Annotated in this window: 24 protein-coding genes; 18 read left to right on the top strand and 6 right to left on the bottom strand. The window is 31.2% G+C overall.

Annotation, left to right across the window (positions count from 1 at the left end; genetic code table 11):
- Positions 1-88: 88 nt before the first annotated feature.
- The gene (locus ACK2WO_RS03455) at positions 89-643 is read right to left on the bottom strand and encodes a TetR/AcrR family transcriptional regulator (RefSeq protein ID WP_414698360.1); all 555 of its coding nucleotides are present in this window, start codon (positions 641-643) and stop codon (positions 89-91) included.
- 158 nt (positions 644-801) lie between these two features.
- Between ACK2WO_RS03455 and ACK2WO_RS03460 the strand changes: the two genes are divergently transcribed.
- The gene (locus ACK2WO_RS03460) at positions 802-1716 is read left to right on the top strand and encodes a DMT family transporter (RefSeq protein ID WP_414698361.1); all 915 of its coding nucleotides are present in this window, start codon (positions 802-804) and stop codon (positions 1714-1716) included.
- A gap of 240 nt (positions 1717-1956) precedes the next feature.
- On the opposite strand, the gene ACK2WO_RS03465 is transcribed toward ACK2WO_RS03460, so the two are convergent.
- Positions 1957-3192 (bottom strand): MFS transporter, encoded by a 1236-nt coding sequence (locus ACK2WO_RS03465; protein WP_178411634.1) that lies wholly within the window; start codon positions 3190-3192, stop codon positions 1957-1959.
- A 140-nt stretch (positions 3193-3332) separates the two neighbouring features.
- Entirely contained in the window at positions 3333-3878 is a 546-nt protein-coding gene (locus ACK2WO_RS03470) for a DNA topology modulation protein (protein WP_414698362.1), read from the bottom strand.
- A 223-nt stretch (positions 3879-4101) separates the two neighbouring features.
- Between ACK2WO_RS03470 and ACK2WO_RS03475 the strand changes: the two genes are divergently transcribed.
- From ACK2WO_RS03475 to ACK2WO_RS03505, 7 genes are all read left to right on the top strand, one after another.
- Positions 4102-4737, top strand: coding sequence for a 4Fe-4S binding protein (locus tag ACK2WO_RS03475; protein ID WP_414698363.1), 636 nt, complete (start codon positions 4102-4104; stop codon positions 4735-4737).
- Positions 4738-4836: 99 nt separating this feature from the next.
- Positions 4837-6498, top strand: coding sequence for an alkaline phosphatase (locus ACK2WO_RS03480; protein ID WP_414698364.1), 1662 nt, complete (start codon positions 4837-4839; stop codon positions 6496-6498).
- A gap of 113 nt (positions 6499-6611) precedes the next feature.
- The gene (locus ACK2WO_RS03485) at positions 6612-7199 is read left to right on the top strand and encodes a sugar O-acetyltransferase (protein ID WP_414698365.1); all 588 of its coding nucleotides are present in this window, start codon (positions 6612-6614) and stop codon (positions 7197-7199) included.
- Between the two features lie 108 nt (positions 7200-7307).
- Positions 7308-8039, top strand: coding sequence for a TRM11 family SAM-dependent methyltransferase (locus tag ACK2WO_RS03490; RefSeq protein WP_414698366.1), 732 nt, complete (start codon positions 7308-7310; stop codon positions 8037-8039).
- A gap of 95 nt (positions 8040-8134) precedes the next feature.
- Entirely contained in the window at positions 8135-8971 is an 837-nt protein-coding gene (locus tag ACK2WO_RS03495; protein WP_414698367.1) for a DNA adenine methylase, read from the top strand.
- 4 nt (positions 8972-8975) lie between these two features.
- Complete coding sequence (locus tag ACK2WO_RS03500; protein WP_414698368.1) at positions 8976-9779, top strand: DNA-methyltransferase; 804 nt, start codon at positions 8976-8978, stop codon at positions 9777-9779.
- Positions 9769-10632 carry a type II restriction endonuclease gene (locus ACK2WO_RS03505; RefSeq protein WP_414698369.1) on the top strand — a complete coding sequence of 288 codons (864 nt, stop codon included), beginning with the start codon at positions 9769-9771 and terminating at the stop codon, positions 10630-10632. Before ACK2WO_RS03500 ends, ACK2WO_RS03505 begins: the two co-directional genes overlap by 11 nt.
- 144 nt (positions 10633-10776) lie before the next feature.
- Here the strand turns inward: ACK2WO_RS03505 and ACK2WO_RS03510 are convergent, their stop codons facing one another.
- Together ACK2WO_RS03510 and ACK2WO_RS03515 are read right to left on the bottom strand one after the other, a co-directional pair.
- On the bottom strand, positions 10777-11301 hold the full coding sequence (locus ACK2WO_RS03510; RefSeq protein ID WP_414698370.1) for a PD-(D/E)XK nuclease superfamily protein: 525 nt from the start codon (positions 11299-11301) through the stop codon (positions 10777-10779).
- A 3-nt stretch (positions 11302-11304) separates the two neighbouring features.
- The gene (locus ACK2WO_RS03515) at positions 11305-11538 is read right to left on the bottom strand and encodes a helix-turn-helix domain-containing protein (protein ID WP_414698371.1); all 234 of its coding nucleotides are present in this window, start codon (positions 11536-11538) and stop codon (positions 11305-11307) included.
- 179 nt (positions 11539-11717) lie between these two features.
- Here ACK2WO_RS03515 and ACK2WO_RS03520 point away from each other — a divergent pair, with 179 nt between their 5' ends.
- Positions 11718-12911 carry a cell wall-binding repeat-containing protein gene (locus tag ACK2WO_RS03520; RefSeq protein ID WP_414698372.1) on the top strand — a complete coding sequence of 398 codons (1194 nt, stop codon included), beginning with the start codon at positions 11718-11720 and terminating at the stop codon, positions 12909-12911.
- Between the two features lie 101 nt (positions 12912-13012).
- Here ACK2WO_RS03520 and ACK2WO_RS03525 read toward each other — a convergent pair whose 3' ends face one another.
- The gene (locus ACK2WO_RS03525) at positions 13013-14401 is read right to left on the bottom strand and encodes an L-serine ammonia-lyase, iron-sulfur-dependent, subunit alpha (protein ID WP_414698373.1); all 1389 of its coding nucleotides are present in this window, start codon (positions 14399-14401) and stop codon (positions 13013-13015) included.
- A 409-nt stretch (positions 14402-14810) separates the two neighbouring features.
- Between ACK2WO_RS03525 and ACK2WO_RS03530 the strand changes: the two genes are divergently transcribed.
- From ACK2WO_RS03530 to ACK2WO_RS03570, 9 genes are all read left to right on the top strand, one after another.
- On the top strand, positions 14811-16373 hold the full coding sequence (locus ACK2WO_RS03530; RefSeq protein ID WP_414698374.1) for a cobyric acid synthase: 1563 nt from the start codon (positions 14811-14813) through the stop codon (positions 16371-16373).
- Positions 16374-16409: 36 nt separating this feature from the next.
- Positions 16410-17786 carry a cobyrinate a,c-diamide synthase gene (locus ACK2WO_RS03535; protein WP_414698375.1) on the top strand — a complete coding sequence of 459 codons (1377 nt, stop codon included), beginning with the start codon at positions 16410-16412 and terminating at the stop codon, positions 17784-17786.
- Positions 17787-17878: 92 nt separating this feature from the next.
- Positions 17879-18892: an adenosylcobinamide-phosphate synthase CbiB gene (cbiB, locus tag ACK2WO_RS03540; protein ID WP_414698376.1), complete on the top strand. Its 1014-nt coding sequence runs from the start codon at positions 17879-17881 to the stop codon at positions 18890-18892.
- Between the two features lie 39 nt (positions 18893-18931).
- Positions 18932-20086 (top strand): pyridoxal phosphate-dependent aminotransferase, encoded by a 1155-nt coding sequence (locus tag ACK2WO_RS03545; RefSeq protein ID WP_414698377.1) that lies wholly within the window; start codon positions 18932-18934, stop codon positions 20084-20086.
- A 1-nt stretch (position 20087) separates the two neighbouring features.
- Positions 20088-21008, top strand: a complete 921-nt coding sequence (locus ACK2WO_RS03550; protein WP_414698378.1) for a cobalamin biosynthesis protein — start codon at positions 20088-20090, stop codon at positions 21006-21008.
- A 78-nt stretch (positions 21009-21086) separates the two neighbouring features.
- Positions 21087-21725, top strand: a complete 639-nt coding sequence (locus ACK2WO_RS03555) for a cobalt-precorrin-8 methylmutase (RefSeq protein ID WP_040410344.1) — start codon at positions 21087-21089, stop codon at positions 21723-21725.
- A gap of 71 nt (positions 21726-21796) precedes the next feature.
- Positions 21797-23068: a cobalt-precorrin-5B (C(1))-methyltransferase CbiD gene (gene cbiD / locus ACK2WO_RS03560; protein ID WP_414698379.1), complete on the top strand. Its 1272-nt coding sequence runs from the start codon at positions 21797-21799 to the stop codon at positions 23066-23068.
- Positions 23069-23175: 107 nt separating this feature from the next.
- A complete protein-coding gene (locus ACK2WO_RS03565) occupies positions 23176-23787 on the top strand; it encodes a cobalt-precorrin-7 (C(5))-methyltransferase (RefSeq protein ID WP_178412990.1) in 612 nt (203 codons plus the stop codon).
- Positions 23788-23902: 115 nt separating this feature from the next.
- Positions 23903-24454 carry a decarboxylating cobalt-precorrin-6B (C(15))-methyltransferase gene (locus ACK2WO_RS03570; protein ID WP_414698380.1) on the top strand — a complete coding sequence of 184 codons (552 nt, stop codon included), beginning with the start codon at positions 23903-23905 and terminating at the stop codon, positions 24452-24454.

Below are 24454 nucleotides of genomic sequence, written 5' to 3' on the forward strand. Positions count from 1 at the left end.
AAATAAAAACTAAATAATGGAAAAGACTCTATAGATTATATAAAAAAATTTATAGAGTCTTCTTTTTATTAAAGAAATAATATTTACACTATATTTTATTTTTTCTTGTCAATAAGTTATAATACTCAACAACCTTTTCTGGAGAAGTCCTCATATCATCTCTAATCCACCATCTAACATCATCAGCAAAACTGCTGACATAATGGTTAATCACAAAATCTGTAGGCACATCAAAAGTATAACTATCTTGGTATTCCCTAAAAAGCTGCTCCAAATATTTCTTAAAATAGCCCATAAAAAGATCGCTACTTTCCCCAGAAAGTAGAACAATTATATCATTTTTCTTCTCTCTAAGATGATAAAGAAGGTGAATCAACCTATTAGACAAATTACCCTCTTCCTTTGAAAAATCGTGATGCTCCTCTGCATTTAAAACATTGGAAAAAATATGTCCAAATATTTCGCTACAAATAGAATTTAGTAGCTCATCTCTAGTCTCAAAATGGGCGTAAAAAGTGCTACGTCCAATATTTGCCTCGTCGATAATTTCTTGAACTGTTATATTATTATAGCTTTTTTTCTCTAATAATTTGCTAAAAGCCTCAAAAATAGCCTTTCTTGTCTTTTGTTGTCTTCTATCCATAATATTTCTCCGTACAAATTTATTAAAATGTTCATTAACGTACATTTCGAATGTTTTAATTATTGTTTAGCAAAATTTCTCATGATAAAATCAAACATAATGTACGATAACGTATAAATAATATCGTATATATAAGAGTTAGTCAAGGAGGGAGAAATATGGATAAAAATATAAAAAAGGGAATTATTTTTGCAGTATTAGCTGCTGTACTTTATGCGATAAATGCACCATTTTCAAAGGTATTACTCGATTTTATGCCACCAACTCTTATGGCTGGATTTTTGTATATAGGTGCTGGAATAGGGATGCTTTTGATAGCGATAATAAGAAAAATTAGAGGAATTTCTCATAAAGAGCAGGGACTTACAAAAGACGAACTGCCATATACAATAGCGATGATTTTGTTAGATATAGTTGCACCGATTTGTTTAATGTACGGACTTAAAAAAACAACTGCAGCAAATGCATCGTTGTTAAATAACTTTGAAATAGTTGCAACTGCTATAATTGCGCTAATTGTATTCAATGAAAAAATAAGCCCTAGATTATGGCTTGGGATAATTTTTGTTACCATTTCATGTGGGATATTATCATTTGAAGATATATCTAGTCTTCATTTTTCTTATGGCTCATTGTTTGTACTTCTTGCAGCGGTATGTTGGGGATTTGAAAATAACTGTACTAGAAAAATATCGTCAAAAGATCCTCTTGAGATAGTACTTTTAAAAGGAATTTTCTCTGGATTAGGCTCAATAATTATAGGTGTTGCAATTGGAGAGAGAGTAACTGAAATTTGGAGTATTGTAGCTGTATTGGCAGTTGGATTTGTAGCCTATGGACTTAGTATATACTTCTATGTTTATGCACAGAGATTGCTTGGAGCAGCTAGGACAAGCGCATATTATGCGATTGCTCCATTTATAGCGGTTGCATTGTCACTTATTATTTTTAGAGAAATTCCAAAGTCTACTTATTTTGTAGCATTGGGATTTATGATTGTAGGAGCGTGGCTTTCTTCTCAAGATAAACCGATTTTTTCTAAAAGACGAAAGATGAAGGAAAAACTAGTGTAAAATATAAAAGTGTTATGAATAAAAAATAAAAAATAATAAATAATGAATAAAGAAGATAATAATAAATAGATAAGATAATAATAAATGAAAAATTAAAAAGCTATAATAAAAAAGATGTTGCCCCAAAAAGGAAACATCTTTTTTATTTATATAACTCAGTTAAATATTCCTTAGCTAAACTAAGAGCATGATATTTATTTTTATATGCTTATCTTTTGATTAATATCTCTATACCTATTCTTAGGAATTTAAACTGTCCTGATATTTTCTATCTGCAGTTCTAAGTGTTGGAATTACAAATGTAGATGCTGCTACAAATAAAATACTCACTCCACAAAGGATAAACCATTTTTCTACACCGATTTTTTCTGCAAAAATCCCAGAGAAAAATAATCCAACAGGCATAGCTAAAGAAATAGTACTCCAAAGAAGAGAGAAGCATCTTCCTAAATATTCTGGGGCAATCTGTTCTTGGAATAATACATTTCTAAGTCCATAAAATGGAGCAGAGAATCCCATAATTGTGCAGAAAACTACAAACATAGGGAAAAATCCTCTAGGAAGTAGTCCTGAGAGAGCCATACAAAAGCCCATGACAAATATTGAAATTCCAATCGTTGTCATACGATTTTTAAATCCTTTCCAATGACTTAGAGCAAATCCTCCTAAAAGCATACCTACAGCAAAGGCGACCTCTGTTATTGAAGAGTGAACAGGAGTTCCACCAAAATAAGAAATACTCATAAGAGGGAAAAGTGCACTTATAGGCATGTAGAAGAACATATAAATTGTCCCAACCCATACCATTCCAAATAAACCTTTATTTTCTCTAAGAGCCCTATAACCATCCAATGTATCTTGAAGGTAGTTTGCTTTTTCTGAGCTTTTATCCTTTTTAGGATCTGGTATATGGATAAGTGCTACAGAAATACTTGCAACAACAGCTCCAAAAACATCCAACATTATTATGGCTTCAAGTGGCCAAGCAGCATATAAGACTCCAGCAATAGCTGGACTTAAAATATACCCTATTGCCTGCATAGACTGATTATATCCTGTACATTTTGTAAGTGCTTCCTCAGGAACAATCATAGGAGTTATCGCACCAGAAGCTGGTGTGTGGAATGCTGTTCCGATACTTCTTATAAGAAGAACTAGCATAATCATCCAAACAGGAAGCTCTCGATATGTTGCAATAAAAGCTAAGATAGCTGCAGCCCCTGCAATTACTAAATCAGATGTAATCATAATTTTTTTTCTACTGTGTCGGTCTATTAAAGTTCCTATAAAAGGGCCTAAAACAGCCTGTGGTAAAAATCCCATCATCGTAGCCATTGATAAGACCATAGATGAGCCAGTTTTTAGTGTAAGATAAAAAACAATGGCCATCTGTAAAGCACCACTGGTTACTTGAGAAAAAGTTTGACCTATTAAAATAGTAAAATAATTTCTCTTCCAATGTCTTTTGGTTGACATTTCACTTGTTGACATAAAAAATCCTCCTACTTAGTTAAAATACTAAGTTTCCTCAAATTTAATCATTATTATAAAAATATCATGATAAAATAGTGAAGTAAATATAAAATTAAAATTTTGAAAGAGAAGGGTTAGAGGATTTAAAAAGCTTGATATTTAACCTTAAAATTATCTATAAAATCGTCATATTCTTTCTGATTTTTTATAATTATAACTTTATCTCGATAATTTTCTAATGCATATTTATAATTATTAGTCTGAGATTTTTGTCTAGAGTCCCAAAGAATCCATTTGATAAATTCAAAATCAACCTTTTCTACACAATTATCTGCCATAGACTCTCTGGTTTTTCCTCTATTTTCAAATAATCTTTTAAAAGCTCTAAACAAGCAATTGAATCTATTAAAATTCATGAAAATAATCAAATCAGCAGACTCTAACCTTTTATTGTACGACATATGAGAATAATTTCCGTCGATTACCCAGCTATCGTTATTTTCTAGAAAATCAGAGACAATCTTACACTCAGATTCTTTGTCATTTTCAACCCAATTTTCTAGCCAATGAACCTTATCCAAATAAAGCACAGGTATATTTAAAGTATTAGAAATCATCTTTGAAATTGTAGACTTTCCTGAGCCACTAAACCCTATAACCATAATTTTAGAAAACTTATTTGATTTCATAAGAATATCTCCTATTAAAAAACCTGAACTTGACTTTAAAAAAGTATATTTTTAAAGTATTTTTTATGATTTAATTATATCTCTAAACAAATAAAATTTAAATAGACAAAATATATTTAGAACTTTCTTAAGAAATATTAAAAAATATACTTCAAAGAGGAGATTTTTTTGCCATATATTATATAATATATTTATCCGAATAAAACAGAAAGGTGGGATAAATATGAAAACGACAGAAGAAATTTTTAAATATATAGTAGAAGAAATACATTCTACAATTATAGCTACAGTTGATGAAAATAACCGACCTGTTACATGTGCAATAGATATAATGGATTATGATGAGGGAGGAATATATTTTCTAACATCTAAAGGAAAAAGTTTTTATAAAAGATTAAAAAATAACGTTAATATATCTCTAAGTGCGATGAATGGAAATTCAACATTAGAGACAGTTTCGATAAATATAAGAGGTTCAGTTAAAGAGATTGGGCCAGAGAAAATAGGATACTTATTCTCAAAAAATGAATATATGAAAAAAATATATCCAACAGAAAAATCAAAAATGAATCTTACAGTTTTTAAAATTAATAAAGGTGTAGGAGAGTGCTTCGATTTAAGAAGCAGACCTATAAAAAGACATGAATTTTCTTTTGGGGGAGAAGTAAAAGAGAAAAAGGGATATTTTGTAACAGATAAGTGTATAAACTGTGGAAGATGTATAGAAGTCTGTCCACAAAATTGTATAGTTGAGGATAAAAAGAACTGGCATCAGGTCAAAATTAATCACTTAAACTGTTTAAGCTGTGGAAATTGTGTGGAAGTCTGTCCAGTTGAAGCTATATTAAAACGGATTTAGAAAAATAATGAAAAATAAGAAAATAATAAAATAATAAAACATAAAATTATAAAAATATAATGGATTAAAAAAGCTAAAAAATAACTTTTGGAGTGGATTATGAAAAATAAAAAAATAAAAATAAAAATAATATCTATATTGACTGTAATTATTTCTCTGATAGCTAGTTTTTTGCTTGGATATAATATAAAAACTAAAGATAGAACTAATTTGGATATTGGTAATAATAAGAAAACTATTGAAATAACTGCATCTAAAGAAAATTACAGTGGCAAAAAGCCTAAGTATATATTCTTATTCATAGGCGATGGTATGAGCTATTCTCAGTTGCAGTTGGCGGACTATTACCTAAAAGAGACAGAAAATAATGGGTTAAATATTTTAAGGCTTAGTACAAATGGAACTATGCAAAACCCAGATAAAACATCGTTAATTCCAGATTCAGCATCTACAGCAACTGCCATGGCTACGGGTAAAAAAACTAAAAGTGGAAATATAAATGTAAGCGAGGATGGATCAAAAAAATACGAAACAATTACGCAGAAATTAAAAAAAGATGGGTATAAGATTGGAATTGCTACAACTGTGAATATAAATCACGCTACACCTGCTGGATTTTCTGCACATCGGGAATCTAGAAAAGGGTACTATGAAATAGGTAAAGAGATGTTAAACACAGGATTTGACTATTTTGCAGGTGGAGATTTTAAAGATAAAAACGGTGAAAATAGAGATAAAAAAAGCCTTGAAAAAATAGCCGAGGCAAAAGGATATACTGTAGCTGATAGTGAAAAAGAATTTGATAAATTGGGAAATGATTTTGATGTTGAAAAATTGAAAAATTCCTCAAAAGATGAGAAGTACTTAGTAATATCTGAGGATAGAGAAAAAACAGATGCGATGAAGTACAGTATAGACAAAAGATACGAATTAGAAAATGGAGCAGAGGAATCGGCATCTCTTTCAGATTATGTAAAAAAGGGAATAGATATTTTATATGATAATAATGAAAAAGATAAAAAAGATAAAAAAGATAAAAAAGATAAAGGATTCTTAATGGTGGTTGAAGGTGGAAAAATAGACTGGGCCTGTCATAAAAATGATGCAGCATCAGCACTTCATGAAACGATTGATTTAGACAATGCGGTTGATGAGGCACTTAAATTTTACAATAATCATAAAGATGAGACTTTAATAATAGTAACTGGAGACCATGAAACAGGCGGTTTAGCAATAGGAAATTCAAGCTCAGAATACGACACACACCTTGAAAATCTAGGATTACAGAAGATTTCGTGTGATAGATTTAATGAGGAGTATGTTTCTAAATATAAAAAGGAAAAAACTGATTTTAAATATGTACTAAAAGATATAGAGTATGTATTTGGACTTGAAAAACCGTTGATATTTAAGGAAGAAAAGGCAAAAAAAGACTCAGATGATGACCATAAGCATTCAGACGAAAATAGTTTGAAGCTTAGTAAATCTGAATATGAAAGGTTAAAAAAGGCATATGAGCTAACTATTGAAAAAAGCTCAAAAGATAGAACAAAGGAAGAAAGTATGCTATACGGAAGTCACGAACCTATAACTGTGGAAGCTGCGAGAATACTTGCTCAAAAGAGTGGAATAGGATTTACTTCGTTTTCACATACAGCAGCTCCAATGGCTGTATTTGCTGAAGGAGTGGGAGAGAGTGAATTTGGTGGGATGTATGATAATACTGAGTTGTATGAAAAGTTAATAGAGGTTATATATTAAAAATAAAGGGAGAACATATTAAGAATTTCTTAAAATGTCTCCCTATTTTAAATATTATATGAAAAATTTTTGTATGCTATAATTTTAGTAAATAAAGTTAAGAGGTGAAAAAAATGGATATGTTAGAAATAATGAAAAAACAACAGAAGTACTGCTCAGATCATCGAGATATGCCAAACGAATTACAGATAAAAGCAAAGAATCTTTGCTGGGAATACAATCAGAGTAGACCTGATGAGTCAGAAAAGAGAGCCGAGATTCTTCAAAATCTTTTTGGAACTTGTAACCCACTTACATTTGTCGAGCCATCTTTTAGATGCGACTACGGATTTAATATACATACACATGGACTTACAATAATCAACTACAATTGCGTGATTTTAGATACATCTCCTGTAAATATTGGAAAGAATGCGTTTATTGCGCCTGGGGTTTGTTTAGCTTGTGCAGGTCATGCAATAGATGCTGAACAAAGAGCGGAGGGTATTGGTACATCTGCACCGATAACGATTGGGGATGATGTTTGGATCGGAGCAAATTCTACTGTTTGTGGTGGAGTGACTATAGGTGATGGGACTATTATAGGTGCTGGAAGTGTGGTAACTAAGGATATTCCAAGTGGAGTGATTGCTGTTGGGAACCCTTGTAGGGTGCTTAGAGAGATTACGGAAGAGGATAAGATGGAGCCGTTAAAGTTTTAAAAATAATTATTTGGAGCAGCAGAAAATCTGTTGCTTTTTTATTGTAAAAAATTAAATATAAATTATAAAAAATGTCAAAAATATTAAATAGAAGGAAGGAGGAGAACTATGGTAAATTGGCAACCAAGTAATTTTAAGCTTGAAACGGGAACTGTATGGAGATTTCCTGAAAGAGGTAGCTGGGCTACACATACTCCAAAATATAGGGGAAATTTTTCACCCTATGTTCCAAGAAATTTAATTTTAAGATATTCGAAAAAAGGAGATATGATATTAGACCAATTTGCTGGTGGGGGAACAACACTTATAGAATCAAAATTGCTAGGGAGAGATATTATAGGTGTAGATGTAAATATTCAAGCATTAGCCCTATGTAGGTCTAGTACAAATTTTGAATACGAGAATGCAGGCAAAGTATATTTAAGAAGAGGGGATGCTAGAAACTTAAATTTCATACCAGATGAAAAAATTGATTTTATCTGTACACATCCGCCTTACGCAGATGCAATAAAATACAGTAAAGATATTGTTGAAGATATTTCTTTATTAGATTATAAGAGTTTTTTGGAAGAAATGGATAAAGTTGCTAAAGAGAGTTACAGAGTATTAAAAAAAGGAAAATATTGTGCAATTCTTATGGGAGATATTAGAAAAAATGGTAATGTTATACCACTAGGGTTTGAAGTTATGAATATTTTCAAAAAGGTAGGATTTATTAATAAAGAAATAATCATAAAGGAGCAGTATAACTGTAAGAGTAGAGATTATTGGATTAAGAAAAGTTTTGAAATGAATTTTTTATTGCTAGAGCATGAATATTTATTTGTATTTAAAAAATAAAATTTAAATAATTTGTCAATACTACGTTAACTTGTTTTTTTCTATTTTTCAAACTATAATTGTTCTATAGATTGAGAATAAAGAAAGGACAAAGTATGAGTAGTAATGTGAAAGTAGCCCCATTTTTAAAATGGGCAGGAGGAAAAAGACAATTATTAAATCAGATAAAAGAGAGAATGCCTAAAGAATATAATGATTATTACGAGCCATTTATAGGTGGGGGGGCTGTTTTATTTGAGTTACAACCAGAAAAAGCTACAATCAATGATATAAATATATCGTTAATTAATGTATATAGACAAGTTAAAGATAATACTGAAGAATTTATAGAATTAGTAAATAAATTAGATTCAGAAATGTGGGAAGATGGGAAGGAATACTATCTAGATATCAGAGAAAAATACAATGATAAATTATTAAAAAAAGAATATGATTTAGAACTTGCTGCATTATTTACTTTTATGAATAAACATTGTTTCAATGGTTTATATAGAGTAAATAAAAAAGGTCTTTTTAATGTACCTTACAATAAAAGTAGAAGAACTTCTATAGAGGAAGAAGCTGTTAGAGAAACTGCAAAATTTTTGAAAACAGTAAATATATTAGAAGGTGATTTTGAAGAGGCTTGTAAGGATGCTAAAAAAGGAGATTTTATATTCTTTGATAGTCCTTATGCTCCACTAAACCCAACTTCATTTGAAGCATACACAAAAGAAGGTTTTGATGTAGAAAGTCATAAAAGATTAGCTGAATTGTATGATAAGCTAACAGAAAGAGGATGTTATTGCATGTTGACTAATCACAATACGGAATTTATAAATGAACTGTATTCAAATAAAGGATATAGAATAGATGTTGTCAGTGTAAAAAGAATGATAAATTCAGATGCATCAAATCGAAAAGGGGAGGAAGTAATTATTTGTAATTACTAGAAAAATGGAAGAAAAAATAATATCTAAATCAATTGAAATATATTATGAGGATGAAAAAAGTAAACTTATATTAGGAGATACTTTTTCAATACTTTCTAAAATAAAAAAAGAAAGTATTGATATGATATTTGCAGATCCACCATATTTTTTAAGTAATGATGGAATTACTTGTAGTGGTGGAAAAATGGTATCTGTAAATAAAGGAAGTTGGGATACTTTAAGTGTTGAAAATAGTGTTTCTGAAAAACATAAATTTAATAGAAAATGGATAAAAATGTGTAAAAGAATTTTAAAACCAAATGGAACAATTTGGATTTCAGGAACAATGCATAATATATATTCAATAGGGATGGCTTTAGAGCAAGAAGGATTTAAAATAATAAATAATATAACATGGCAGAAGACTAATCCTCCACCAAATTTAGCTTGTAGATGCTTTACTCATTCTACAGAAACTATTTTATGGGCAAAGAAGAATGATAAAAAAAGTAAGCATTTATTTAATTATAATGATATGAAAAATATGAATGGTGGGAAACAAATGAAGGATGTTTGGACTGGCAGCTTAACTAAAAAAAGCGAAAAGTCAGAAGGAAAGCATCCAACACAGAAGCCAGAATATTTATTGGAGAGAATAGTACTTTCTTCTACTGAAGAAAATCAAATAATAGTAGATCCTTTTTGTGGCTCTGGAACAACAGGAGTTATAGCAAAAAGATATGGAAGAAAATTTATCGGTATAGATAATGAAATAGAATATCTAAATATAACTAAAAAAAGATTGGAGAAAGAGGATTATGAAGGGTAGAGATTTTGACTTATGGAGAAGTAAGTTTAGAAAAAGCATATCAAGTTATAACTATTATGTAGATTTTGAGAAAGTTAAAAAAAATGTTGAGGATATAAAAATAGAACTTAATATACTTAATTCTCTAGTAGGTTCTAAAAATATAGAAAGTGATTTTGAAAAAGTTGTAGGTAAGTACCCAGAAACATTGAAATGTATACCATTGTTATTAGCTGTTAGAGCTGATGAACTATATGCTCAAGATGAAGAAGGTGCATTTGATTATAATTTTAAAAATATAAATCAGAGTGTAGAACAGTACAAGATATTTATGAAAAAAACTGGTTTATTTGATATGTTGCAAAATCATATAGTTAATAATTTAGTGGATTATGTATATGGTGTAGAAACAGGTCTAGATTCTAATGGTAGAAAAAATAGAGGAGGTCACCAGATGGAAGATCTTGTTGAAAGATACATAAAAAAAGCTGGATTTATAAAAGATGTAAACTATTTTAAAGAGTTAAAAACAACTGAAATGGAAAAAATGTGGAATTTAGATTTGTCTGTATTATCTAATAAAGGTAAGGTTGTAAAAAGATTTGATTTTGTGATAAAGACAGAGAGTACAATTTATGCAATAGAGACTAATTTTTACGCAAGTCAGGGATCGAAGTTAAATGAAACAGCTAGAAGTTATAAGATGATAGCTCAGGAAGCCGAAGAAATAGAAGGATTTAAATTTGTTTGGTTTACAGATGGTTTAGGCTGGCAATCAGCTAGAGAGAATCTTAGAGAAACATTTGATATTATGGAACATATTTATAATATTGATGATTTAGAAAATAATATAATATCTGAGGTAATTGTTTAAATTATGATTTATAAAAAGGATGCAAAAATGCATCCTTTTTATGTTAATAAATATAATTTGTATTTTTGTTATTTTTCAGGAATTATTTCCCAAGTCATATATCTTCCAGAGTAATTCTAATAACGAATATCTTGTTTTATAAAGTTATAGACCAATTGCTGATAAAGGTAATTCATCAAAATAATAAGGACAATTATGTAGTTCCATATAAGTAAAATAATCATCATATTTCTTCTGTTTGAACCAATTAGAAGATAGTAGATAAATATATTGGATTTTATATCCAATAGGATTAAGAAGTTTTTCGTATTCGTATGTTTTAAATTTGAATGTTGCTAGTTTTTCATCAACTGAACCAGAACTATTTTGAAATTTTTTTTCGATTATATACACTGTTTTGTTGATTTCATTTATAAATACATCATCAGGAAGCCATCGTTTTGAGTTATAATCCTTATAATTAATTCCTTTTTTTGATAAAAAATGCTTATAAAATTTAAATTTATTATATGTATAACCTAAAAGTTTTCCATCAGAAAAGACCTCATCATTTTTAACTGTAAAGCCAGCATTAATTAATGAATCTACAAGAGAAGTAGATTGTTCAAATAAAAGACCATTTTCATTAGTTTTTGCTCCCCCACCATGTGTATTAGCTTTTCTTGACATAAATTATTCCCCCTTAAAAAAATCAATAATATCAACTTCTAGAAAATTTGCAATTTGATTAAGAATAGAAAGAGAAATACTCTTATCACAATTACTTGCTTCAATTTTTGATAAATAACTTATGCTTATTCCAACAGCTTCTGCTAATTGAGATTGTGTCAAATTTGCATTTTTACGAAATATACGAAGATTATTTCCTATTGTTTTGAATAATTCTTTATCATTTTCAAAATACATAATAAAACTCCTTTCACTATATATGAATATTATCGCATGCAAACAGATAAGGCAAAATTCACTTATAGTGAAAGATAATAAATATAATATTAAGAGTATAGAAATATTAAATACAAAACATTGAATTTAAATAAAATCAGTAGTACTATAAAGCTAACAAACAAAAGGAGGCGAACCATATGCACAAAAAACTACTATCAATAGCACTAGGTGCGATGTTAACGTTATCAACAATATCTCCAACATTTGCTCTACCAGACTATGTAAATGACGGAATAAATGCAAAATATGTCAACATAGGTCCATACGATTCATACGACAACTTTGAAAAATTTCTAAAAAACGATGCAGATGCAACCGTATTAGTTTCTCAAAGAAATATGGCAGATGGACTAAGTGCAAGTGGACTTGTTGGAGCAGCAAATGCAAACTTAGTACCTGTTTATACAAGCCATGGAAGCAGTGGAGTTGTTAAAGACTACATATTTACAAAAGATGTATATATAATCGGAGGGGAACAGGTAATAACTAAGGAGCTAGAAAATAAACTAAAAAAATCAGGACATAATGTAACTAGATTAGCAGGAAAAAATAGATACGAAACTAGTTATAGAGTAGCTGAAGAAGTTTCTAGACTTACAAAAGTTGACGATGTAGCAATAGTTAATGGAAAAAATGGAGAAGCCGATGCAGTTTCAATAGCTTCTGCAGCTATAAAAAATAAAATGCCTGTAATAGTTACAGACGGTAAAAAATTAAATTCTAACCTAAGCTCAGTAAAAACTTATGCAATAGGTGGAAATTCAGTAATAAGTGAAAGTTTAGTTAAGAAAACAAAAGCAATAAGACTTGGTGGAAAAAATAGATTTGAAACTAATAAAAAGATAATACAGAAATTCTATCCAGGTTGTAAAAAATTTATGATATTAGAATCTAATGGAATACATAGATCATTTGCACTTCAGGCGATAACAGCAAATCAGCCGATAGTATTAGCAGATGTTAAGAGCGATAAAAGTGTATTAAGTGGAGCGAAAGAATTATTATTTGTATACTTTGAAACTCTTCATCCAAATATAGAATCATCTTGTTTAGCTGGAGCAGCAGGAAAAGGTGTATATAAGGCTTATGAAACTCTATACAAAAAATTAGGAAACAAGAGAAATAGCATGTGCTATACATATAATCCAAAGGAAAACTACGTAAACAAGGCTAGTTTAAGAAAAGATTATTATATATTTAGTATAGATGACTTCTACATGGAATATGGAGATTATGAGTTAAGTTCTTGGGATTTAAACTATTTAGTAAATAAAAAGACAATGAAAATATATTCGTATGGACCAGACCATGTATTGAGATTTGTAAAATAGAGTTAAAAATAATATAGTAATAAAATAGGGGCTATAGCAGATGATTATTGCAATAGCCCCATTTATTTTGTATATACTAGTTTTTATATAATTTTTATAATCTATTTACATCCTTTACAAGAAATACATTCTAAATCTTTTCTTATCCTTAAAGAAGTCTCACTCTTACCTAAACCACCAAAAGTACATCTAAGCTCTATAGGAAGTTTCATACCTATATCGTACATAGCATCTATAGTCTCATCAAGAGGAATCACTTTATCGAATCCAGCAAGAACCATATTTGTACAGCTAAGTGCGTTCATACCACCGATAACATTCTTGTTTAAGCAAGGAACCTCAACTCTATTGGCAACTGGGTCACAAGCAAGTCCTGTAAGTCCTTGAAGTGCCATAGATGCAGCATCTATACATTCTCTAGCATCTCCACCCATCATCTGGCAAACACCTGCTGCTGCCATTCCAGATCCAGCGCCACATTCAACCTGACATCCACCAACTTCTGCGGCAAATGTAGCTCTTTCGGCAAAAAATACACCGATAAGTCCTGCAGCTAGCATTCCTTTAACAGTTTCTTCTCTAGAAGTTTTTAGAGATTTTTCTACACCAAGAAGAGTTCCAGGTAGGCATCCACAAGAACCTGCAGTTGGAGCAGCTATAATTACATTCATAGAGCTTTTTGCTTCCATTATAGCAGTTATATTTTCAATAACTGAGTTCATGACAGAGCCTGGAACTAATCTACTTTCATTTTCTCTTATTTTATGAGACTGAGAGTGAAGGATTCTATCTTCATACTCTGTACCAGCAAGACCAGTTTTTGCCCGTGTATCCATTATTTCGACAAGATTGCTCATCTGCTCAAAAACAGCCTCTTTTGTTGTAGCACCTCTAACACTTTCATAGATTGTTGCAAGTTCCCAAAGTTCTAGATTCTTATCTTTGTTATATTCAAGCATTTCACTAGCTGAGCAGAAAGGTACAACAGTATCTGCTTTTGCTCTTGTAGTTAGTACAGGAGTGAAGTAGTATTTATCAATTATGTGCCATGTTCCGTCAAGAAGGAACCAGTTTTCTTCTGTAAGGTTGGCAGAAGTTTTTAGATTTATACAGAATTTTGAGTCTTTTTTTGAGATAGATACCATTTCAAAAGATTTTATCTCTTTTCTTAAAAATTCTTCAACAACACATAATTCACCTGGGCTCTCATCTGTAATTATGCATAATTCAAAATAGTCCCCAACCATAGAGATTTCAAAGCCCTCAAGTTTGATTATATCTATCATTCCACCGCCAGTAGATATGGCATCTATATGTACTACTTTTCCACTTCCAGATGTTACTTCTATTCTGTAGTAGTTTGGATGTTCTACACCATAATCTAAAATTCTATACTCAAGGTCGATTCCATTTTCTGGGACAAGAGTGTGATATTGGTCTACTCTAGAATCAGTAAGTGGTATTCCTAAAATTCCACACGCAAACCCCATATCTGTTCCATGTCCGTCATGAGATTCTGCAAGAGATCCATTAACATCAAAATCACAGACAATTTTTTTAATATCTGCATTTACTGACTGTCTAACAATTTCTCAAATTCTTGCTGCAGCTGCAACATGTGAACTAGAAGGGCCTCTCATTATTGGGCCGATAACATCATTAAAAATACTTGGCTTTTGCTTTTTCATAATAAATTCTCCCTATTTATTTTATTTTCTTTTTGAGAAGTGTGTTACAACAATTTTATAAGTAAAAAACATTTACTATTTTTTGTTTATTTAATTATATATCAAAAAAATAAGAATTTTGCTATCAAAATACTTAAAAAAGATAATTATTATCGTAGTTAAATAGTATAATATAAGATAGGAAAATTATACGTTGAAAGGAGTGAAATTTTTGAAAGGAAAAATAATGTTTCAAGGAACTGCATCCAATGTAGGAAAGAGTATAATTGCTGCAGGTATGTGCAGAATTTTTGCTCAAGACGGATACAAAGTAGCTCCTTTTAAACCACAGAACATGGCATTAAACTCTTTCATTACAGATGAAGGACTAGAGATGGGAAGAGCTCAAGTGTTTCAGGCAGAAGCAGCAGGTATAAAGCCAAAAGCAGACATGAACCCAATCCTATTAAAGCCATGCGGAAATCATAGAAGTCAGGTGATTGTTAGAGGAAGGGTTGTTGGAGAGATGCACTCCTCTGAATATCATGAATATAAATTAGAATTAGTAGATATTTTAAAGGACACATTTTCTGATTTAGAAAATGAGTACGATGTTATTGTTATGGAGGGTGCAGGAAGTTGCGCCGAGATAAATTTAAAAGAAAGAGATATTTCAAATATGGGTATGGCTCAAATTGCCGATGCTCCAGTTGTTTTGGTATCTGATATAGATCGAGGTGGGGTATTTGCCTCAATTGTAGGAACACTTGCACTTTTAACTGAGGATGAGAGAAAAAGAGTGAAGGGTGTAATTATAAATAAATTTAGAGGGAAAAAAGAGTACTTTGCTGAAGGCGTGAAGATGCTTGAGGATATTATACATATACCTGTTTTGGGAGTTGTTCCGTACTCTGATATTAAGATTGAGGATGAGGACAGCGTAACGACTAGATTCAAAAAGGCTACAAAGAAAAACGATATAAATATCGAAATAGTTAGGACTCCACACATGTCAAACTTTACAGATTTCAATATTTTTGAGACACAGAGCGATGTAAGTCTTAGATATGTTGATTTTGGGGAATCTATTGGAAATCCTGATATGCTAATCATTCCAGGAACTAAGAGTACAGTAGATGATTTAAAATATTTAAGAGAAACTGGACTTGAGGAGCAGATAAAGGAATGTGCTAGAAGAGGAAAGTTAGTATTTGGAATTTGTGGTGGATATCAGATATTAGGTAAAAAAATTGTCGATAGGTATGGTGTTGAAAGCGACGATTTAGAGGTAGAAGGAATAGGACTTTTAAATACTGTAACGGAATTTGAAAAAGAAAAAACCACAGTTCAGACAGAGAGAGTTATTTCTTATAGTGTGCAAGGATATTTAAATGATGTAGCAGGGAAAAAAGTTAAAGGATATGAGATACACATGGGAACTACAACAAAACTAGATGAATGTGTAGACGAAATATTTGCGAATGAGCCTACAGGTGAGGCTGAAAAAGATAGTGAGAATATGATTAAAAATAATGATAAGTTTTGTTTAATAGGATGTTCAAATTATTTAGGGAATGTTGTAGGTACTTATATACATGGAATTTTTGATGAAATAGACTTTACTAGAACTTTTCTAAACACAATAAGATCTAAGAAGGGACTAGAGCCTGTAGCTAGTGAAGTAGAATCATTTGAAGAGTTTAAAAATAGAGAATATGACAGACTTGCGGATATGCTAAGAGAAAACTTAGACATGGAAAAAATATACGAAATAGTTGAAAATTCAAGCAAGTAAATAGTCAATGCTATTAATTAATAGGAGATTTTAAATATGAAAAAGATTATGATTGCAGGGACTTCGAGTGGAGTTGGAAAGACTACAATTTCGCTTGGGATTATGCGGGCACTTACAAAGAGAAATCTAAAGGTGCAGCCATACAAGGTTGGGCCTGATTACATAGATCCGTCTTTTCACACTTTTATAACTGGCAGAGATTCTAGAAACTTGGACTCTTATATGTTAGACGATGAAAAGATTAAATACATAGTAAATACTGCATCAAAGGATGCCGATATTTCTGTAATTGAGGGGGTTATGGGGCTTTATGACGGTTTTGGAACTGATATAGATAATTGCAGTAGTTCTTACACATCAAAGATTACCAAAACTCCAGTAATACTAGTGATAAATGGTAAGGCAATGGCTGCATCTGCTGCAGCTACAGTACTTGGTTATTTAAACTTAGATAAAAATGTAAATATCATAGGTGTGATTGCAAATAATGTAAAAACTGAAAGCCACTTCAATATAATAAAAGAATCTGTAAAAAAATACTGTGGACTAGAAGTTTTTGGATACTTCCCACCAAATGATAAATTTGCACTTGAATCAAGACATTTAGGTCTTGTTCCAATGGATGAGGTTGAAAAATTATCTGAGAAATTTTCATCTCTTGCAGATGAAATTGAAAAGTATATAGATATAGATAGAATAATAGAATTATCAGAGAGCGAAGAAGTTGTCAGCAAATTTGACTTAGTTGAGGAAATGAAAAAGAAGAATTTATTTGAATTAGCTGAGGGAAAAACTGTTGCGATTGCACATGATAAGGCATTTAACTTCTACTATAGAGAAAATATAGAGATATTTGAAAGACTTGGAATAGACATAAAATACTTTAGCCCTCTTGAAGATGTAAAGGTTCCGACGTGTGACTTTGTCTACATTGGAGGAGGATTCCCAGAGATTTTTGCTGAGGAATTAGAGAAAAATGAGTCTATAAGAAAATCAATATTTGATTTATACGAAAATAATACTCCGATATATGCAGAATGTGGAGGACTTATGTATTTAGGAAAATCTATTATAGATAAGTCCAGTGTTGAAAGAAGTATGGTTGGGATTTTTGAAGGTGTCAGCGAAATGACTCCTAGACTTAGAAGATTTGGGTACTGTGAAGGAAAAGCCATAGAAAAGACAGTTATCTCAAAAGAAGGAGATTGTATAAGAGGGCATGAATTCCACCATTCAATATTTAAAAGCGACGAAAAATGTGCATATAAGATGAGAAAAATTAGAGATGGAAAAGTTGTGGACGAATGGGAAGGAGGATACAGCAAGAAAAATACACTTGCGACATATCTTCACACTCATTTTTACAACAACTTGGATTGTATAGAAAATATACTTAAAAACTGTGAAAGATAATAAAAATTTGCGGAATAAAAATGTATTTATTTGATAAAAATTTGGGGCGAGTGATTAATTGCCCAACTAGAATATAAGAGGAAATTTTGATTATGGAAAATTTATTTACACCACAGGTAACAAGTACGGTTGTTTTTACTGTGATTGGATATAGTTTTGCAAATATACTTATTATGATTCTGGGATACATAATGGACTTGGTGTTTGGGGATCCGTATTGGTTTCCACATCCAGTTAGATTCATAGGTAAGTTGATAAGCAAAACAGAAAAATTTATAAGAAAGCATGCAAAATCAGAGGAATCTCTAAAATATTGGGGGATTCTGATGTGGTTAGTGCCTGTTGTTACGACAGCACTTGTCACAACATTTATTGTAAAGATTGCAAGCTTCAATAAGTATGTAGAAATTTTTGTTAGTGCATTTATAATCTATACAACACTTTCTACAAAGTGCTTAAAGGACGAGGCTACAAAGATTTACAAGGTACTTGAAACTGGAGATATAAAGAAATCGAGAGTGCAGCTTTCGTATATAGTAGGTCGTGATACTACAAATCTTAGTCAGTCTGAGATAATAAGGGCTACAGTTGAAACAGTTGCCGAAAATACTGTAGATGGAACAATTTCGCCGATGTTCTACGGTTTTTTGTTCGGCCCTGTAGGAGCTATGACTTATAAGGCAATAAACACATTAGACTCAATGGTTGGATATAAGAATGATAAATATTTAAACCTTGGATGTGTGTCTGCAAAATTAGACGATGTGGCTAACTTTATCCCAGCAAGGCTAACTGCGATATTTATGCCTTTAGGAGCATTTTTATGTGGTATGAATGGAATAAACTCGTTTAAAATAGCGATTAGAGATAGAAAAAATCACAAAAGTCCAAACTGTGCATTTGCAGAAGGTGCAGCAGCTGGAGCGATGGGAGTACAGCTTGGTGGTACTAATATTTACTTCGGACAGGAAGTATACAAGCCTACTATTGGAGATAAGAAAAGAGAATTAGAAAACTACGATATAGTTAGAATGAATAAGCTTATGTATTCGACAACAGCCAATGCACTTTTAATTTTATCAGCGTTGTTTTGCATTATGATATAATATATTAATACTGTTAAAAGGAGGGTTTGGAAAGAATTGATGAAAGATAATTTTAATAAAAAATTTGAACCTATTAAAGAAAAAAATCTTAACAAAGAAAAAGAGCTTAATGATGAAAAAGTACATATAAGTTCAGTTCATGGGGCAGACATCAATTCAGCAGCCGAACTCTATGGACTTGAAGCAGATAAAATTATCGACTTTAGCTCGAATATCAATCCATTTATTGTAAATAGTATGGATAAGATTGTCGCAGCTGGGGTGAATAGTTTACAAAAATATCCAGATATAAAATACAGACGACTTAGAAAAAATATAGCAGACTACCTTGGAGTAGATGATAGTCAAGTTATTCCTGGAAATGGAGCAACGGAGATAATCTATCTTCTTATGAGAAATCTGAAGGGGAGACTTGCTATAGTAAATCCAACTTTTTCTGAGTATAGAAAAGGTGCAGAGATTGCAGGTCTAAGTGTAGTAGATTTTATAATGGATTGGAAGAAAGATTTTGAACTTGATTTAGACGAAATTTACAGAAGAAAAGATGAGTTTGACAGTATATTTATCTGCAATCCAAACAATCCAGATGGATCTGTTAGAGAAATAAAAAAACTATTGGAATTTGCAGAAAAGGAAGGAAAGTTGCTTATAGTAGACGAAACCTTTATCGAATTTGTAGACTCTGAAAAAGATATAAGTCTTATAAATGAGGTTTATAAATCTAAAAACTTGTTCATCATCAGAGCAGTTACAAAGTTTTTTGGAATTCCAGGAATTAGGCTTGGATATGGAGTTACTTCAAATACGGAATTGCTCAATAAAATGTATGAGGAAAAAGAACCATGGACGATAAACTCATTTGCGGATTCAGCATCTGATTTTATCTTTAAAGAGTGGGATTATATTAAGAAGAGTAAAGATTATTTTTCTAAAGAAAGAATATGTATGATAAATGAAATAAATAAAATAGACGGAATAAAGGCGTTTAATTCAGATGCGAATTTTATTCTTGTCAGATTTGAAAATAGAAATATATTGGATGTGAAAGAAAATTTATTAAAAAGGGCAGGTCTTCTTATTAGAGATGCATCTAATTTTATTGGTCTTGACTCTAGTTTTGCTAGAGTAGCCATTAAAAGTCATGAGCAAAATATTATACTTTTAGATGCACTTAGATCTGTATTGGGTGAATAGAGTGAAAGGTTACGCAAAATGCCCTGCTTCTTGTGGAGAGTTTGTGCAGGGAATGATAGGAAATGAAGAGTACCTCTGCTCCTATGCTGTAAATCTTTTTTCAGAAGTTTACCTTGAAGAGAGAAAAGACGGAGAGGAAGAGGATTTAACAGAGAGAGTTAAAGGAACAGAAAAGAAAATATACATAAGAAATGTAAAAAAATCGAGATTGGCTATAAAAAAGGTATTTGAGAAATACAACATACCTGTTGAAACAATGAACAATTTATCAGTAAAGATAATAAGTGAAGTGCCAGTTAGCAAGGGAATGGGTAGTTCAACTGCTGATATAGGCGCTGCGATTGGAGCTGCATTAAATCTAATCGGTGAGGAAATGACTCCTGAGGAAATTGCAGAAATAGCATCTTCAATAGAACCGACAGATTCTGTTTTTATGGAAGATAATGTAATATTTAACCCAGTCAAAGGTAAAGTGAAGGAAAAACTTGGGTATATAGACAATATGAAAGTTTTACTTCTTGAGCCAAATAAATATCTAAACACTGTAGACCTTAGAAAAAATAGAATGTATAGAGAAGCAAAGATGAGAAATAGAGAAATTATCGAAAATGCTTTTAGAATGCTTAAAAAAGGATTTACAGAAAAAGATAGAGAGATGATAGGTAGAGCGTGCACTGCTAGTAGTCTGGCAAATGAGAATATCTGTAAAAAAGAATATCTACATGAGATTATAGAGGTATCTGATAAATTTGGCGGATTTGGAGTAAATGTAGCACACAGTGGGACAATAGTAGGAATTTTAGTAGATAAGGATTTCGACTGTAGCGAGATGATAGCAGAATTAAAAAGAAGAGAGATAGATAAAGTTTATTCTGATATGTACACATTGGATATCATCAAAGGTGGAATAAGATACGAGTAAAGCTAGGATATAAATAAAATATAAAAAAGATGATATAAAAAAATAAGATAGTGTTAAAAAATAAAAGGAGGGATTTTTTTGGATTATATTAAAAACCCTATGAAGATTGAAGAGAGAAGTTTTGAGATTATACAGGGAATAATAGATGATATAAGACCTGGATACGAGTACAAAAGTGAAATAGAAGAAAAAATAATAAAAAGAGCTATACATACAACTGCTGATTTTGAGTATTTAGATATTCTAAAAATATCTGATAATGCAGCTGAGATAATAAAGGATGCTCTTGAAAATAAAGCAAGTATTTACACAGACACTACTATGGCTTTAAGTGGGATAAACAAGAGAAAGCTAGACAAATTAGGTTGTAATTATGCTTGTTTAGTTGCAGATGAGAGAACTGTTGCAAGAGCTAAAGAAAAAGAGATTACAAGATCTATGGCTGCAGTTGAGATAGCTGCTGAGGACAAAGGAAGAAAGATTTTTGTTCTTGGAAATGCTCCAACAGCATTATTTAAGGTTATAGAAATGGTAGAAGCAGGTGAAATGGAAGTAGATGCTGTTATAGGTGTTCCAGTTGGATTTGTTGGAGCAGCTGAGTCAAAAGAAAGACTTGCAGAAACAGATATTCCATATATACTTTCTGAAGGAAGAAAAGGTGGAAGTAATCTAGCTGCTGCAATAATTAATGCAATACTTTACAGCATAGAGAGATAATTTGGGTTATAAAAACAAAAATTTTAAACTTAGATTATATAATGTAGATTATATAAATAGAGAGAATAATAATGGAAGAATTTGTATATATAGACGGGAAAAAATACAGAAGAGGATACACAACAGGCTCTTGTGCAACTGCAGTTTCAAAGGCCGCTGTGTATATGCTTTTAACCAATGAAAAAATAGATACGGTAAATATAGATACGCCAAAGGGTATATATTTATCTATTCCTGTTGTTTCTAGTGAGATTAAAAAGAATGAGGATACGGGAGAAATTTATTCAATCTGCTCTGTACAAAAGGACGGTGGAGATGATATAGATGCAACAAATGGGATAGAGATATTTGCAAAGGCAACTTGGGTGTATGAAGATGAGATAGATAAAAGCGAGAATAATTTTTCTTTTGAAGGAGATGGATTCTGTGTGTTTTCTGGAGAGGGAATAGGAATTATCACTAAAAAAGGTTTGAGTGTAGAACCAGGCAGACCTGCGATAAACCCAGTTCCGCAGAAGATGATTGCAAAAGAAGTAGAATCTGTTTTAAAAGCAAGTGGAGAAAAAGTATTAAATGATAAAAGTAGTCTAAAAAATAGTTTGAATTTAGAAAAAGAAAATATTTTAGGTGATGAAAATAGTTTAGATAATCGAAAAAAAGCAATAAAGATAACTATTTTTATACCTAAAGGAGAAGAAGTCGCAAATAAGACATTCAACCCTAGACTTGGAATTGTAGGTGGAATATCTATAATTGGAACAAGTGGTATTGTTGAGCCTATGAGTGATGAAGGTTGGAAAAAGTCGCTTTCAATAGAGCTTAATATGAAAAAAGAGCTTGGAATGGATAGTATTATACTTGTTCCAGGAAATCATGGAGAGAGCTTTATTTCAGATAGGATTGGAGAAAATAGTTTTGTTGTTAGGACGAGCAATTTTTTAGGATATATGTTAATGGAGGCTAAGAGAATGGGATTTAAAAAAATTCTTTTGGCTGGACATATTGGTAAATTTATAAAATTATCTGCAGGAATTTTTAACACTCACAGCAAGGTTGCAGATGCTAGAAATGAAATACTTATAGCAAATTTAGCTTTGATGGGAGCTTCAACAGATTTAGTGAGAAAGATTGATGCTTGCCTTACAACTGAGGAAGCTACAGATATTGTATATGAAAATGGATTTGGAGAGGTTTTCGATATAATTTGCGAAAAGTGTAAAAAAAGAGCAGAGATGCATGTAGATAATGAGATTGAGATAGAAGTATTTATTTTTAAAATGGATAAGACAGTACTTGGAAAAAGTAAAAATGCTGAGGAAATGTTGGAAAGTTTTAGAAAATAGAATGCTTAGTAAATAAAATATTAAACAGAAATAGAGAATTAAATAGAAACAGAAGATTATAATAGAAAATAAAATATGGATAGAGTTTTAATTCTTTGGAGGAAGATATGCTAAATGTAGTTGGTATAGGACCTGGAAATAAGGGCTATATAACCGAGATTGGCAAAAAAATTATCGATGAATCCGATGTGCTAATCGGAGGGAAGAGAAATCTTGAGATTTTTGAGAATTTTTGTGGAGAAAAAATTGTTTTAGGTGCTAATCTAGTGGAAATAAAAAATTATATAAATGAAAATATAGAAAAAAATATAACTGTTATAGCATCTGGAGATCCATCTGTCTACGGAATAGGCAAATATCTGAGCAAAAATGTAGATAATGAGAAGATGGAGATAATTCCGGGGATTAGCTCAATGCAGTATATGTTTTCGAGAATAAAAATAGATATGAACGATTTATATATGACTAGTAGTCATGGAAGAGAGCCTAATTTTGACTATCTGCTATCTCACAGTAAAGTGTGTATGGTTACAGATTCAAAAATTGGCCCTAGAGAAATTGCCCGGGAAATAATTAAAAGGGATTTGAAAAAAACTATGGCTGTCGGCGAAAATCTTTCATACGATAATGAAAAAATAACCATTGGAAAACCAGGGGATATTTTAAAAATAGAAAAATATGATATGAATATCGTTGTAATATTAGACGATGAGCAATAGTCGATATATAAATAGCCAATATGTAAGTAAAAGTATTCGATATATAAATAGAAACATAGAATAGAAACATAGATTTTAGGTAAATAATATATTTTACAGAAATAGGTGAAACTTAATGAAAAATAGTAGCTTTATCACAGGTAAAGTGCCAATAACAAAGGAAGAAGTTAGGGCGATTGCACTTTCTAAGCTAGAAATAGAAAATGCCAAGAGTTTCCTAGATGTAGGAGCTGGAACAGGGAGTGTATGTATAGAAGCAGCACTAAAAAATCCTAACATGAGGGTTGTGGCTGTTGAAAGACATGAGCACGCAGTTGAGCTAATTGAGGCTAATAAGGAAAAATTTGGTGTGAAAAATCTAGAGATTTTAGAAGGATATGCTCCTTTTGAAACAGATGAAAAGTTTGATGCTGTTTTTATAGGAGGAACTGCAAAAAAATTAGAGGAAATAGTAGATTGGACGTATGATATTTTAAACGAAGGTGGAAAATTATGTGCCAATTTTATAATAATAGACACTTTCTATAAAGCATTAGAGCTTTTAAGAAATAAGGGATTTAGGGATATAGATGTCAGCATGGTGTCTGTATCAAAGTTAGAAAAATTGGGTAGTGGGGATTATTTTAAACCGCAGAACCCTATTTTTTTAATATCAGCAGAAAAATAA

It is taken from the genome of Peptacetobacter sp. AB845 (genome assembly GCF_047528295.1).
Taxonomy (GTDB): Bacteria; Bacillota; Clostridia; order Peptostreptococcales; family Peptostreptococcaceae; genus Peptacetobacter.

Coding starts and splice junctions, on each gene's coding strand:
- ACK2WO_RS03480 (WP_414698364.1), top strand. CDS start 4,837: ATGAAAAATAAAAAAATAAAAATAAAAATAATATCTATATTGACTGTA.
- ACK2WO_RS03490 (WP_414698366.1), top strand. CDS start 7,308: ATGGTAAATTGGCAACCAAGTAATTTTAAGCTTGAAACGGGAACTGTA.
- ACK2WO_RS03465 (WP_178411634.1), bottom strand. CDS start 3,192: ATGTCAACCAAAAGACATTGGAAGAGAAATTATTTTACTATTTTAATA.
- ACK2WO_RS03475 (WP_414698363.1), top strand. CDS start 4,102: ATGAAAACGACAGAAGAAATTTTTAAATATATAGTAGAAGAAATACAT.
- ACK2WO_RS03455 (WP_414698360.1), bottom strand. CDS start 643: ATGGATAGAAGACAACAAAAGACAAGAAAGGCTATTTTTGAGGCTTTT.
- ACK2WO_RS03505 (WP_414698369.1), top strand. CDS start 9,769: ATGAAGGGTAGAGATTTTGACTTATGGAGAAGTAAGTTTAGAAAAAGC.
- ACK2WO_RS03525 (WP_414698373.1), bottom strand. CDS start 14,401: ATGGGGTTTGCGTGTGGAATTTTAGGAATACCACTTACTGATTCTAGA.
- ACK2WO_RS03535 (WP_414698375.1), top strand. CDS start 16,410: ATGAAAAAGATTATGATTGCAGGGACTTCGAGTGGAGTTGGAAAGACT.
- ACK2WO_RS03495 (WP_414698367.1), top strand. CDS start 8,135: ATGAGTAGTAATGTGAAAGTAGCCCCATTTTTAAAATGGGCAGGAGGA.
- ACK2WO_RS03520 (WP_414698372.1), top strand. CDS start 11,718: ATGCACAAAAAACTACTATCAATAGCACTAGGTGCGATGTTAACGTTA.
- ACK2WO_RS03470 (WP_414698362.1), bottom strand. CDS start 3,878: ATGAAATCAAATAAGTTTTCTAAAATTATGGTTATAGGGTTTAGTGGC.
- ACK2WO_RS03460 (WP_414698361.1), top strand. CDS start 802: ATGGATAAAAATATAAAAAAGGGAATTATTTTTGCAGTATTAGCTGCT.
- ACK2WO_RS03515 (WP_414698371.1), bottom strand. CDS start 11,538: ATGTATTTTGAAAATGATAAAGAATTATTCAAAACAATAGGAAATAAT.
- cbiD (WP_414698379.1), top strand. CDS start 21,797: ATGGAAGAATTTGTATATATAGACGGGAAAAAATACAGAAGAGGATAC.
- ACK2WO_RS03565 (WP_178412990.1), top strand. CDS start 23,176: ATGCTAAATGTAGTTGGTATAGGACCTGGAAATAAGGGCTATATAACC.
- ACK2WO_RS03545 (WP_414698377.1), top strand. CDS start 18,932: ATGAAAGATAATTTTAATAAAAAATTTGAACCTATTAAAGAAAAAAAT.
- cbiB (WP_414698376.1), top strand. CDS start 17,879: ATGGAAAATTTATTTACACCACAGGTAACAAGTACGGTTGTTTTTACT.
- ACK2WO_RS03510 (WP_414698370.1), bottom strand. CDS start 11,301: ATGTCAAGAAAAGCTAATACACATGGTGGGGGAGCAAAAACTAATGAA.
- ACK2WO_RS03500 (WP_414698368.1), top strand. CDS start 8,976: ATGGAAGAAAAAATAATATCTAAATCAATTGAAATATATTATGAGGAT.
- ACK2WO_RS03570 (WP_414698380.1), top strand. CDS start 23,903: ATGAAAAATAGTAGCTTTATCACAGGTAAAGTGCCAATAACAAAGGAA.
- ACK2WO_RS03485 (WP_414698365.1), top strand. CDS start 6,612: ATGGATATGTTAGAAATAATGAAAAAACAACAGAAGTACTGCTCAGAT.